The following is a 12682-nucleotide window of genomic DNA, read 5'->3' on the forward strand; positions in this document are numbered from 1 at the left end:
CCGATGAAGAGGAACTTAACGATGAAACTCACCGCTGAAATCAGCATGTATCCGCTGCATGATAATTACCTCGAACCCATTCGCTGGTTTATCGGCAGGCTCGACAGCTACCCGCAAATTGTCCGTCGTACCAATGCCATGGCAACCCAGGTGCAGGGCGATTATGCGGACGTGATGGCGATGCTGGCCACTGAAATGCAGGCGGCACACGAAAAATTCGGCAAGGCCGTGTTTGTCTGCAAATTTATTGGCGGCGAACTTAATCTGTCCCATTCGGAGTAAACCATGCAGGCTGATTTTTGGGGCTGGCTTGGCGGTGCTTTTCACAGTGCCTTTGGTGAAATGCAGGTGTTGTCGGCATGGGAAGGCGTGGCCGTGATACTGGCTCTGGCGTACCTGTTGCTGGCGATGAAGCGCAGCCGCTGGTGCTGGGTGGCTGCCTTTGCCAGCACCGCCATTTACACAGTGCTCTTTTATGAAGTGGCGCTGCTGATGGAGTCGGCGCTGAATGTGTACTACATGGGCATGGCCATTTACGGCTATTGGCTGTGGCGCCGGGATGGACAGGATGAACTCAAGGTACAGCGATGGCCGCTGAAAAAGCATTTGGGCATCATAGCACTGACTTCCATTGCATCCCTCGGGGTGGGGCATTTTATGGCGACCTTTACCGAGGCGTCATTCCCGTATCTTGATGCCGCAACCACCTGTTTTGCCGTGATGACCACCTTTTTGGTGGCCAAAAAGGTGTTGGAAAACTGGCTTTACTGGGTGGTGATAGATGTGGTGTCTATCTACCTCTACCTCAGTAAGGGCCTCATGATGACGTCCCTGCTGTTTGTGTTCTACGTGGGGCTGGCAGTGGCCGGTTATTTTGTGTGGCGTGCGGCAGCGGCCGAACAGCGAGGCCCTGAGCTGGTGCTGAAGTCATGACAATGCCACTGGCGGCAACGCCTAATGAGTCAGACGGGGTAAAGTCACTTCCTGGCATCACAGATGAGGTGCTGGCATTTATCGCCGAGACGGGGCTGTTCGCTGAGGGGTATCGACTCGAGCCGCTGACTCAGGGGCTGAGTAACCATAATCTGGCACTCTATGGCCGTGAAGGGGTCTATGTGCTGCGGGTAAATCGCGACGAGAGCAGCGCCTTTTGTCAGCGCGCCTTTGAAGCCGGCAATTGGCGACTTGTGGCGACAGCAGGACTCGCGCCGGCCTTGATGGCACAAAGCGACGATGGTCGATGCTACCTCTCACCGTTTCTGGACGATGGCGGCTGGCAGCAGCGCTATCAGGAAATCCCCCTGAGCCAATTTATCCATGAACCCCAGTCTCAAACACATAATTGCCATGGGATTGTCGACTCTGATGCTGGGGGCGATGGAGACAACCTTGGCCAATCAGGAGCAGTGAAGCTGCTGCTCGACTTGCTCCTTGGGCTGCAAGCCTTGCCTGTGCCCGCCAATGCGAAAGGTTTTACCACCCAGTGGCAGGATTATGAGTTGGCGCTGGAAGCAAGCCAATCGCAATGGGCCCGGAATCCCCGCTGGCATATGGCCTATGAGGCATTGGCCGCAAGGTTTGCCGAAGTGAAGGCCGCGATGGCGCGCCTCGAAGCCATGGGATTGTCTTATCAGTTCAGCCATCGGGATCTGACTCCCCATAATTTGCTCTGCCATCAGGGAAAGTTGTTTTGCATCGATTTTGAATATGCCTGCGCCTCGCACCCGCTGTGGGATCTCGCGGCCGTGCTGGCAAGCCACAACCTAACGGGTGCTGAGCGCAGAGCCCTGACGACGGCTTACCTTAACGCCCATCCTCGGCTTGAGACTTCCATGTCGGCAAGGGTGGTGGATGCGGTGGCATTGCATTGGTATTTTGGCGCCATCTGGGCCCTGCTGATGGCGGGGGAGTCGGGGGATGAGGACTATCTTTGCTGGTTTCACAGTTACTTACAATTGGCTACCTGTTAGCGCCTTGTCCATTTCCTCCGGCCCTTGTTACCCTTCGCTAAGCAAAACTGAAAAGGATATCTATGAAACGTGCTCTGGCGGTGATGGGTCTGGCGCTTTTTTTACTCGCGGGTTGTTCAACCAAAATGAGCTACTACTTCCTCGATTGGGCCATCGAGTGGGAGTTGGATGACTATGTGGATTTAAACCGCGATCAACAAAAGCAGTTTGATGTGGTGCTGGACGAGTTTATTGACTGGCATCGCCGTGAAGAGCTGCCCCGCTATGTGGCTCAATTGGAAAGCATTAAGCAACAAATGCAATCAGGCACTCTGACGCCCGGAGCCTGGGCCGAAGAGGTCAACTATGCCCAGTCTCATTGGTTTCGTCTGTTTGAGCACGTCTTCGAAGGCATCTTACCCATTATTCAGAGTCTGTCAGATGAGCAGGTCGCCGGCATAGTGGCCCAGCTTCGTAAGGATGAGGCCAAACTGGTTGCCGAATATGCCGGTAAGACACAGGAAGAGCTGATTGCCGACTCAGATGAACGGCTCACCGAGCGGGCCGAAAAGTGGATAGGAAAGCTGTCGGACAGGCAAAAAGCCATGATCCATGCATCCAACGCATCCAGACTCGCTACCCTGGATATGTGGCTTGAATACCGCCACGAATGGCTCAGACAGTTTGAAACCGCCCTCAATCAAAGAGCCGATACGGCCCTACTACGCAGCCGGTTGCAACTCTTGATGACAGCCCCGCAAACCTTGAAGTCCGAGAAACATCAGCAGGCAGTGCGCGAAAACAGCGAAAATTTTGGCCGTCTGGTGATGGATATTTATCGGGACCTGTCCGATAAGCAAAGGAAGACGCTCTGGCATGAATACGATGCCCTGACAAAAGACCTGGCAGAGCTTGCCAACGAGCCCGACTAAAGTGCCAAAAGGTGGCTGGCCGCAGATAAGGTGTTGGGTGGCCTTATTCAATCAACCGGCTCCTTTTAATCAAAAGGCTCCTGCGATAAACCGGCATCTGCAATAAAGTTTGGCTGCCACAGGTCTTAAGCACAAAGCATATGATTTTGGCGAGGACCTATGGCGCAATTTATCAACTCTTTGAACCTTCAAGCCCGGCATCTTGGTGAGGCCTTGGCGCCACTGGCCTTGAGGGTGTATCTGGCCCCTGTGCTGATGCAGGCAGGCTATAACAAACTAAGCCATTTTGACGATACTGCCGCCTGGTTTGGTAACCCGGACTGGGGCCTTGGGTTGCCGTTTCCTGAGCTGATGACGGCACTGGCTGCCGGCACTGAGTTTTTTGGCGCCATCTTGCTGATCTTGGGACTCTTTACCCGACTTATCTCCATTCCGCTGATGATCACCATGCTGGTGGCGGCATTCACGGTGCACTGGCAAAATGGCTGGCTTGCCATCGCAGACCCGTCCAGCTGGCTTGCCAACGAACAGGTGATGGCGTCGGCCGAGCGGCTCGCCAAAGCCAGGAGTCTATTGCAGGAGCACGGCAACTACGACTGGCTCTCCGGCAGTGGTAACTTTGTGGTGCTCAATAACGGCATTGAATTTGCCATCACTTACTTTGTGATGTTGCTGGCGCTGTTTGCGATGGGGGGCGGCCGGGTGACCAGTCTGGATTGGTGGTTGGCAAAACGCCTGGGCTGGCACAAGGCGTGAGGCATTGAGTACTGGCTTGAATTCACTGTAAAGGTTAGGTCGCGTGGGGAAATCTGCTTTCATTGCCCGGGCGATTTGTTATCCTGCACAGGATTAATGAATAAGAGGATAACTCATTGGATGCTTTAACCTTATTGCTTACCCGTCAATCCTGCCCCCGTTTGGTTGACCCGGCGCCGAATGATGCCGAGCTGAAAACCATTCTCGATGCCGCCCTGCGGGTACCGGATCACGGGGCGCTGAGTCCCTTCGAATTCATTATCGCCACCGGCGACGGCCTTGAGCGACTGGGCGGCATTTTTGAGTCTGCGGCCAAGAGTCAGGGGGCGGACGAGGCTTTTATCGCCAAGGCGGCCTCCATGCCCAAACGTGCGCCCATGGTCATTACCATAGTGGCCAAGTGCCAGGCGCACCCCAAGGTGCCTGTGCTGGAGCAGCAAATTGCGGCTGGCTGCGCGGCCATGGCCATGCAGCAGGCGGCCTTTGCCTTGGGCCTGGGAGGCATTTGGCGCACCGGCGATTTTGCCTTTGACCGTGCCGTGCATCAGGCTCTTGGCTTGACGGAAATGGACCAGATAGTCGGGTTTCTTTATCTGGGTACCCCAGCCGTTGACGCGCCGGTCAAGCCCGGCAGAGACGGCATGCAATACGCACGCTACCTCTGATCCTGCTCCCAAAAGAAAAGGCCCCCCGGGGCCTTTTTTGCGTCAGTCCAGTCCAATGCCCACATCGAGGCTGTCAAACCAATCCAGAAAGGATTTCACCTGCGGCCCTTTAAAGATGCGCCCGTGTTGGGGGCACATGTACTGAATATCCAAATCCCGCATCCTCGCCACCCAGTTACTCTTGGCGCGATTGGAGGGCATCCAGCGGCGGTGGAAGTACTCCATTTTGCTGATATGGCCCGCAAAATCATCAACATAAATATCGGCCTCCGCAGGCTCAAGCGCCGCGCCCACATCCCCCGACATCAGTACTTTGGCCACAGGGTCGTATACGTGAAAATTGCCGGAAGCATGGAGATAATGGGCAGGGATGAACTGCAGCTCCACGTCGCCCACCTGCAGCTTGCCGCCTTTGTCCTTAATGGGTTCGTAGCTGATATTGTTCATGCCGAAATGGCGGATAAAACCTTCCCACAACCAGGGAGCATAGAGCTTGGCCTTGGGCAGGGTCTGATCCCAGAGCCCAAGGGATGAAATGATGTCTGGATCCTGATGGGAGGCAAAAAGATAGGTCAGCTGTTCCAGAGGGACGTGACGAACCAGACTGGCCAACATGGGGGCAAAGAGTTCAATTCCGCCGGGGTCCATCAGCAGTGACTGATTACCGCTTTGTACCAGATATTGGTTGGTGTCGATGATTTTGTCGTTCTTTTCAGGGTCTCTGCCAAAATACAGCCATTTATGAGTCGGGGTTTCGACCAGTAATTGTGTCTTCATTGGTTAATCCTTAACGTCAATGGGAGTCAAACAGGCGTATGGCGGTGTCTACCCGCTCGCGGATCTGAGCGGCAACCGTATCGACTTTATTGGCCACATCCACAAAGATGGCCTGAAATCGCCCATCAACCCGGCAAGCTTCGACACGGCAAATGGAGGCGAGGGCATTGGCGCTGCGCAGGTTTTGTTTCAGGTCCAGTAGCTGCACCTGCATCTTGCTGAGCACCTGATTGAAGTCGCTTTCCAATCTGGCATAGTTCTCTTCGGTGGTTTCGATGGCGCCCGCCATGCTGTAGGCATACGTTGCGCTGCTCGCCTTGTCGCGGGCGGCATGGAAATAGTGCAGGGCGGTGGCCGTGCGCGCGGTGCGGGTTGCCAGCTTGCTGGCTTCCTTTGCCAGTTGGTTGATTTCGTTGGCAGCACGCTTGGTGTAACCGGCCAGCTCATCGATATAGTGGGTCAACGCCTTAAACCCAAGGGCGGCACTGCCAATACGGCTCGAGGCCGCCTGGGCATTACTGGCGGTGAGATTGATTTCCTTGCAGCTGGCGAGTGTGTGGTTAAGCTCTGCGGCGACCATGGCCGCAGTGACATAGTAGGGCCGTCGTCCCTGAGAAATATTCTGCATGATGAATTTCCTTCCCGATGACAGCTAAAGTATAGTCAGGGTTAATAAATTTGCGCCGCGAAGAAAAATTCTGCGGCCTGGCTGAAGGAATTGCCTTGGAACCCATCTTCACTGAGCGCTTAACCTTGCGCGAATTCAACCTGACAGATGCAGATGACATTCTTGCGCTGCTCACCACCCCCGACTTTATCCGTAATATCGGTGACAGGGGCGTGAAAGACCTTGAGAGTGCCCATACTTACCTCAAAGATGGCCCTATCAAGAGTTATCGCGAGCACGGCTTTGGGTTATGGCGCATCGGTCTGGCAGAAGATGACCGCTTTATCGGTACTTGCGGCTTGATCCTGCGCGACACTCTGCCGGCGGTGGACATAGGCTATGCCTTGCTGCCAACCTTTTATGGACAGGGGTTTGCCATCGAAGCCGCGCGGGCCTGTATGGCAACGCGGCTGGATTTTGGTTTGGAGCAGGTGATAGCCATTGTGGCGGAAGACAACCTGCCGTCCCAACGATTATTGGAAAAATTAGGCATGCAATTCTCGGGTCGCATCCCCTTTGGGGAACCCGCCGAAAATGTACGGTTATACAAACTTATATCTGATTGATTTATATAAATCTATTTTGATTGTCACCCAGGCGTTTCTCCACTAAAATTTGCGCGTTTTCCGGGGCCTTTGCAGCGACTGATTTGCGAAGGCCGTATTGACGCCCTACCTCGAAATAATGGTCCATTTTCCCGCCCGGACCCTTGAGTACAGCGAAAGCGTGGCTTTTGTTTGAGTCTTGCAATCATGGTTTGTGAGTTCAGTGAGTCTGTGCTCGATGGCATCGCAGATGCGATTGTCGATCGCGGTTATATTTGTATCGATAATTTGTTTGAACCCGAGGTTGTTGCCAGATTAAGGGACAAGGTCTTTGCCGAGGCCGACGCAACCTTTAAACCGGCCAGCATTGGCCGGGGGCAGGAGCAGCATCGCAACACCGACATTCGTCGCGACAGCATTCGTTGGCTGGAGCCCCATTGTGCGGTGGACAATAGTTACTTGTTGCTGATGGAATCGTTAAAAAATGGCCTGAATCGTCGGCTGTTTATGGGGCTGTTTGATTATGAAAGCCACTATGCGCTCTACCGTCCCGGTGCCTTCTACAAAAAGCACGTCGATGCCTTAAAGGGCAGCCAGAATCGTATTTTGACGACGGTGTTTTTTATGAATCCTGAGTGGCAGCCGGATCATGGTGGCGTCCTCAAACTCTACGAAGAAGACGATAGCCTGATTGAAGAACTGGCGCCCCTGATGGGGCGGTTGGTCATTTTCCTGTCGGAGCGCTTTCCCCACGAAGTGATGCCCACAAATGTCGACAGAGCCAGTATTGCGGGCTGGTTCAGGGTGGCGGGCAGCCAGCATGGCTTTTAACTGCTGACGACTGACACGGGGCTGACTTTGCCCCAATAAAAAAGGATGCCAATGGCATCCTTTTTTGCATGGCAGGTAATCAGAACGCCAGAATCAGGTCGCTCGAGAACACCCAGCCATTGGCCCCCACTTGGAAGGGCACACTGGAATAACCTACAGGGGAGTCGTTCAGATACAGGCCCTGGAAGTTTAATCTCAGTTCACGCCGACCCAACGGGAAGTAATTCACCCCCACGGTGATATCGTATGGGTCGCCATAATCACCAAAGATCTGCGAATAGCCTGCGTAGGCTTGCAGCTTATTGGGTATCACCATGGCGCTGCCCTGGATTTGGAAGCCTGAATCGTCAATTGAGTCCACCGGAATGGGGCCTGTGGTTACAAAGTCGTCCAGCCAGCGCTGATAAACCTCGGCCTCAAGCGACCAACCCTTGTATTTAAAGCCGCCATTTACCGCGGCCATCTGATAGGTGGCTTTGCGGATATCGCCACCTGTCATAAAGGGATCGGTTCTGAAGATAAGCGTCCCATCCGACAATCTCAACTGACTGTTTTCAAAGCCTTCGGTGCCGGGCTGTCCCTGAGCATCTTCGCGGCTGTGGGTGAAATGTACGCCAAAGAGGGTGGCAAATTCGTCGTGGTACTCGTAGTCACCCAAGCCTTGACCTGGGCCATACTCGCCCGTGGTGGGCATCCACCACAGGGCGCCGGACAGGGTGTTTAAATCGCCATCAAGCTGGGCTGCATTGACCCCGAGCTGACTTAAGTTGTTACCTATCATGGCGCGGTATTCAAGCCCCTTTGCCAGTTTACCGCTGGCCCATATCCCCGTGGTGTAAGAGCCACGGAAGAATTCGTCAGCGATGGTGCGATGGTCATTCTTGAGCCAGTTGGGGAAGGTGTAATTGGTGGAGCGGGTGGAGGGCAATCCACCTATCCCGGCATAGAGATTAAAGGCTTCATCAAACTGGAACCCCATGTTACCGCCCAGCACCACTTGCGCCGGGTCGCCCTGACTGGTGTTTGATGTCCAGGCATAGAGCAGATAACGGAATCTGGGGTCAAACAACCAGCCCTTGAAGTTGAGGGTAATTTTCTGAAACTGCAGATCGTTGCGCAGATCCAGATCGCTGCTGCGGCCAAAGCTGTCCGTGTAGGTTTCGTCCAGACCTTTCTGGTTGAGATAACGGGCATAGGTAAAGGCACTGATATCCAATTCGCCCCACTCGTCACGGGCGAGAACAAAGCCTTTGCCGGGTTCAAAAATACCGCTCTCTGGCTTGGGGTCTGCCTGGGGTTTTGGCGGTGGGCGTTTCTCCGGTGATTGGCTTTCTACACGCCTGGCTTCTGCGCTCAGGATGGCCGCAGACTCTGGCGATGCCTCACTCACTTCGGACTCCAGCGATGCAATGCGTCTCTCAAACTCCCGGCTTTGGGCATCAAGCTCTGCTTTCATAGCCTTGAGTGCGGCAAGCTCTTTGGCAATTTCCTCTGCGCGTTTATCGCTGATTTCTGCCAGTGACATCCCGGGCGCCAGTAAAGCCGCGGTCACCAGGATGCCGATTAAGGATGGTTTCATGTGGTTTTCCTTGTCGTTCGTGGAATCACAGTAGATTGAAGTCGTAATTGACGATTATCCTGAAATCGAGGAAATCGTAGGCACCGGCAAAGTCGTCGTCCTGATCCACATAGGCCGCACGCATCCTCAGCCAAACCCGGTCACTCCAGCTCTCTTTGAGTCGCCAGTCCAGGGTCAGATCGTATTCGGTTTCATCGGCGCTGGCGGCAGGGCCCGTCTCCGGGGTATCGCCGTGGACAATATTGGTGAAAAGACTCATATCACCCGGGCCCACGCGGCCCAAATCCAGTGAAAAACCCAACATGTAAGCGTCTTCACCGGCGCGGTCGAAGTCATCCACAATCACTGACAGGTAGTTGGCCGGGTTACCAAAGGGTTTGATGATACCGTGGTCGTCATCCGTGGTACTGGCACCAAAGCGCCAGCTGAATGGCCCATGCTTCAGTTCAACCTTGGCGGCCAGCATCTGGGTGTCGAAGTTTCCAATCAGTTCATCGCCGCTGCTTTGCTGGGCCGTGTACTGTAAATTGGCACTGATGGTGCTGCTTTTGGCGATTTTGAATGGGTGCTCCACCTTGGCAAAAAAGGTATCGAAGGTGTCGAAGGTGTGCTGATAGATGGCGCCTACCGTTGTGCCACCCGCTGCTATGTACCTGGCACCGGCAAAACCTGTGCCTTCATCACTGTCAGCGGCTCCAGCAGCCTCAGACATGGAGATAAAGTCATCGTCACTTTTGCCCTTTATCTTGTCCACATAGCCTGCCATATAGCCAAAGCCAGTTTGGGAGGTATTACCGATGGCGATACCCTCAAAGGTGTTGGGGACCATGCGGATATCGTGGCTGCCAAGATAGGGCAGTTCAAAGCGCTGACGGCCAATGCGCATGCCGTGATTCTCGGCGAAACGTATTGTCAGGTTGGCCTCGCCGAGCACGGTAAAACTCTCTTGTCCCGGCTTGAAGAGACCCGTGCCGTCCTTGTCATCCGGCCCATAGAGTTTTTGTGAGGTGTAGAGAGTGGCATTGACCCTGAGCCAGTCACCCAGCCAGCCTGATTTGTACTCCAGCGCGCCCCCCAATGCCCAGCCGACACTGTCTGCCTTGGTATCCCTGTCCCGGTCGAGGTAATAGGTTCGGGGTTTGAGGATGAGGCCTGAGTCTCCCCAGAAATCTGCTTTGTGGGTGTCAGGGGTTTCTATGGGGTTAACATCACTCTCCTGATTCGGCTCATGATCGGGCTCGTCTGATACCTGCTGCTGAGCCAGGGCGGTAACAGGAAACGTTACCGCCGGCATCAGTATACAGGCCACTAGCCATAGTGATTTTGTGGCCATAGTCCGTCCTTAGCTGCCAGTCTTTTTACAGACTTGGGGGGCGTGGTAATCGAGGTTCATCAGCCGGAAATAGTTTTCCCCCAGCGCTATATGGCGAAACGCGTTGTCATCCATAAATTTGTGGGCTCGGCCGGTGACGTCCAGCTCCTTGGCGTACTGATCTCTGGCCTTGGTATTGGCCGCAACAAAGTCAGAGCCGGGCAAAATTCGGGTAGGGTAGGCGTTGAAGAAGTCGATAAAAATCGGGCCCCACTGGTGATAGGCGTTGTAAAGCACATCCCAGGAGATATCCAGCATCAAATTGGGATACTTATCCAGGAGATCCTTCATGATGGACACGTGCAGGTTGGGGGGAATGGTGGTGAGTTCTTTCGACAGCCCCATGTGGGCCCAGACAATTTTATTGTCGGGATACTTATCCAGCAGGTATTCCATCAACGGCAGGTATTTGGTGGGATCCTCATCCTTGCCCAGGTCCGAGTGCAGGGTAACCGGAATATTGCGCTCACGCAGCACCGCCATAAAGGGCGCCCAGCCATCGATGCTCTCGAAAGTGGCAGGTTCATGCAGGTTGCCTACCAGGGCTTGTTTCATCACGTTCAGCTCACCGCTCCAACTGAACATGCCGGGGTATTCTTTGTCGTACAGCTCAATGATTTTGACTATGTTCTCCGGATGGGCAAGGTCCATAAAGGTCATCGACAGCGTGATATGCAGGTTATCGTGGGGATAAGCCACCACTTCCATACCGTTCACAAAGTCATTTTTAATACTGGGCGAGGCGGGTACGCCCTGACAGTCGAGGTAGTAGGTACAGCCCGACTTGAGATCAAGCACCTGACCTATGCCGAAATAGTTCACGAAACGTACGCTGGTTTTATCAAAGATACCGAAAAGCTCCTGGGGCGGAATGGCCGCGCCGCCAAAAGGCCGTGGATGGAAATGGGCATCCACCACCGCGGTGTAAGGCTCCTTCTCGCGATCGTAACAAGCCTGCTCCTCTGGTGGCAGCTTAAAGGATGCCAGCGAGCGCTTGCTGCTGACCATGGGCTTATCGGCGGGTGCAGCGCTTTCAGTTTCGGGTGCAGAAGACGTGCACGCTGACAGCAATGCCAGGGTAGGCAAGGTAATAAAAAGAGGACGGAGCGATTGGGCTAAGCGGGTAATGCGAGGTGCGTTCATGGCGGATCCTTGTCGTTACATTCCGGTCAATGGAATAAAACCGCGTGGCTGAACGAGTGGTGGTAGAAAGTATTTGCCTCGATTCAGTCGCTTGGCTGGTTTGAGGTACTCAAAAAAGAGTAGGTGGCTTTTCGCTGGATGTGGCTCGTGCGAAAGTCTGATTTGCAACAGTATAAAGTGTGGTAGGGAAGTGGGATTTCTTCCCCAATCGCTATGTTTTTATCGGTTTTTTCTGATAAAACAGGGAAAGATCCTCACACACAAAGGAAGCCCGATGCTGAATCAGAATGTCCCCCAATTGTCCGGGGAGCTTGTCGTCCTCGAACCCCTCGGTCTGAACCATGTACCGGCATTACAATTGGTGGTGGCCGATGGCAAGTTGTGGGAACTGTGGTTTACCAGTGTGCCCGAGCCCGACAGTGTGAAGGCCTACGTCGGGAAAGCTCTGCAACAGCAGGCCGAGGGAAGTGCCATTCCCTTTGCCGTCAGGGCGCGTCACAGCGGTGAAGTGGTTGGCTGTACCCGTATTTGCAACCGGGTGTTGGAACACCGACGGGCAGAGATTGGTTACACCTGGTATGGCAAGAGTGTGCAGCGCAGTGGTATCAACACAGAGACCAAGTTACTGCTGCTCGACTACTGCTTTAATGAACTCGATTGTATTGCAGTGGAGTTTCGAACCCATTGGCATAATAGGGCGTCCCGCGAGGCGATTGCCCGCTTGGGGGCGAGACAGGATGGGGTGCTGAGAAATCACCAGATCATGAAAGACGGTACCCTGAGAGACACAGTGGTGTTTTCGCTGCTTGATACGGAGTGGCCGGCGGCCAGAAAGCATCTGAGGTTTCGACTTGCACACCATGGGGCCGAGCAATAACAAGGCTAATGGCATCAGCACAGGGAGATAAGGGCGATGAAAAACTTGATTGTCGTCCCCGGCTTCGTGTAGTTTTGCCAAAAACCTTGAAGGAAATCACAGTTATGGCTTCAGTGCGCGTTATCTTTTCCCGTCTTTTTGTTTCCCTCAGCCTGGCTGCTACCCTCAGTGTTCCCGCGCTGGCTGACAACGCCGAAAAAGCCCTGGCGGGCGAGCTGCTGGAATGTGCGGCTTATTATCAAATCAGCTCCGAGGCCATCACTGCCATGAATGCGCCGCAAATGCAGGCGGTTGGTGAGCGTCTTAAGGCCTCTGCCGACGAAAGCCTGACACTGGCAGGCAAATACTATGGTGACGGCGACTTGGACGCGGCGCTGAAAGAAACCCGTGACCGGCAGATAGCCTCTATGGCGGGCTCCTCTAGTCTTGGTAATCTGATGGCCAAGTACAAAGAAAGCTGCAAGACCTTGTTGGCGGATCCCAACGCCAGACTCGAATACTGGCAGATGGCGACCATGTAAGGTTTGCAGCCCGGAAATACGATTAAAACGCCCCCAGGGGCGTTTTTTTATGCCCCAGCGAAAGCCCA

The 12682-nt window shown here is 54.2% G+C and carries 15 protein-coding genes; 10 read left to right on the forward strand and 5 right to left on the reverse strand.

What is annotated here, in order from left to right; genetic code table 11:
* Positions 1-21: 21 nt before the first annotated feature.
* The 6 genes from JQC75_RS07130 to JQC75_RS07155 all read left to right on the forward strand — a co-directional run bounded on the left by JQC75_RS07130 (position 22) and on the right by JQC75_RS07155 (position 4302).
* Entirely contained in the window at positions 22-282 is a 261-nt protein-coding gene (locus JQC75_RS07130) for a hypothetical protein (protein WP_203326730.1), read from the forward strand.
* Positions 283-285: 3 nt separating this feature from the next.
* On the forward strand, positions 286-933 hold the full coding sequence (gene pnuC, locus JQC75_RS07135) for a nicotinamide riboside transporter PnuC (RefSeq protein WP_203326731.1): 648 nt from the start codon (positions 286-288) through the stop codon (positions 931-933).
* Positions 930-1970 (forward strand): phosphotransferase, encoded by a 1041-nt coding sequence (locus JQC75_RS07140; RefSeq protein WP_203326732.1) that lies wholly within the window; start codon positions 930-932, stop codon positions 1968-1970. The genes pnuC and JQC75_RS07140 overlap by 4 nt, the downstream gene beginning before the upstream one ends.
* A gap of 62 nt (positions 1971-2032) precedes the next feature.
* The gene (locus JQC75_RS07145) at positions 2033-2881 is read left to right on the forward strand and encodes a DUF6279 family lipoprotein (protein WP_203326733.1); all 849 of its coding nucleotides are present in this window, start codon (positions 2033-2035) and stop codon (positions 2879-2881) included.
* A 159-nt stretch (positions 2882-3040) separates the two neighbouring features.
* Positions 3041-3637 carry an HvfX family Cu-binding RiPP maturation protein gene (locus JQC75_RS07150; protein WP_203326734.1) on the forward strand — a complete coding sequence of 199 codons (597 nt, stop codon included), beginning with the start codon at positions 3041-3043 and terminating at the stop codon, positions 3635-3637.
* A 116-nt stretch (positions 3638-3753) separates the two neighbouring features.
* Complete coding sequence (locus JQC75_RS07155; protein WP_203326735.1) at positions 3754-4302, forward strand: NAD(P)H nitroreductase; 549 nt, start codon at positions 3754-3756, stop codon at positions 4300-4302.
* A 42-nt stretch (positions 4303-4344) separates the two neighbouring features.
* Here JQC75_RS07155 and JQC75_RS07160 read toward each other — a convergent pair whose 3' ends face one another.
* Together JQC75_RS07160 and JQC75_RS07165 are read right to left on the reverse strand one after the other, a co-directional pair.
* Complete coding sequence (locus JQC75_RS07160; RefSeq protein ID WP_203326736.1) at positions 4345-5079, reverse strand: oxygen-binding di-iron domain-containing protein; 735 nt, start codon at positions 5077-5079, stop codon at positions 4345-4347.
* A gap of 16 nt (positions 5080-5095) precedes the next feature.
* The gene (locus tag JQC75_RS07165) at positions 5096-5707 is read right to left on the reverse strand and encodes a chemotaxis protein (RefSeq protein ID WP_203326737.1); all 612 of its coding nucleotides are present in this window, start codon (positions 5705-5707) and stop codon (positions 5096-5098) included.
* A 95-nt stretch (positions 5708-5802) separates the two neighbouring features.
* Between JQC75_RS07165 and JQC75_RS07170 the strand changes: the two genes are divergently transcribed.
* Entirely contained in the window at positions 5803-6312 is a 510-nt protein-coding gene (locus tag JQC75_RS07170) for a GNAT family N-acetyltransferase (RefSeq protein WP_239002102.1), read from the forward strand.
* Between the two features lie 186 nt (positions 6313-6498).
* Positions 6499-7122, forward strand: a complete 624-nt coding sequence (locus JQC75_RS07175) for a 2OG-Fe(II) oxygenase (protein ID WP_203327149.1) — start codon at positions 6499-6501, stop codon at positions 7120-7122.
* 79 nt (positions 7123-7201) lie between these two features.
* Here JQC75_RS07175 and JQC75_RS07180 read toward each other — a convergent pair whose 3' ends face one another.
* Genes JQC75_RS07180 through JQC75_RS07190 form a run of 3 tightly spaced genes read right to left on the reverse strand, consistent with a single transcriptional unit; the run spans position 7202 to position 11216 of the window.
* Positions 7202-8701: an ATP synthase subunit B family protein gene (locus JQC75_RS07180; protein ID WP_203326738.1), complete on the reverse strand. Its 1500-nt coding sequence runs from the start codon at positions 8699-8701 to the stop codon at positions 7202-7204.
* Between the two features lie 25 nt (positions 8702-8726).
* Positions 8727-10034, reverse strand: a complete 1308-nt coding sequence (locus tag JQC75_RS07185) for an OprD family outer membrane porin (protein ID WP_203326739.1) — start codon at positions 10032-10034, stop codon at positions 8727-8729.
* Between the two features lie 9 nt (positions 10035-10043).
* Positions 10044-11216, reverse strand: a complete 1173-nt coding sequence (locus JQC75_RS07190) for an amidohydrolase family protein (protein ID WP_203326740.1) — start codon at positions 11214-11216, stop codon at positions 10044-10046.
* Positions 11217-11490: 274 nt separating this feature from the next.
* On the opposite strand from JQC75_RS07190, the gene JQC75_RS07195 reads away from it, so the two are divergent.
* Positions 11491-12093, forward strand: a complete 603-nt coding sequence (locus JQC75_RS07195; RefSeq protein ID WP_203326741.1) for a GNAT family N-acetyltransferase — start codon at positions 11491-11493, stop codon at positions 12091-12093.
* Between the two features lie 104 nt (positions 12094-12197).
* Positions 12198-12614, forward strand: a complete 417-nt coding sequence (locus tag JQC75_RS07200; protein WP_239002103.1) for a hypothetical protein — start codon at positions 12198-12200, stop codon at positions 12612-12614.
* The last annotated feature ends 68 nt before the right edge of the window (positions 12615-12682 follow it).

This window comes from Shewanella litorisediminis, assembly GCF_016834455.1.
Taxonomy (GTDB): Bacteria; Pseudomonadota; Gammaproteobacteria; order Enterobacterales; family Shewanellaceae; genus Shewanella; species Shewanella litorisediminis.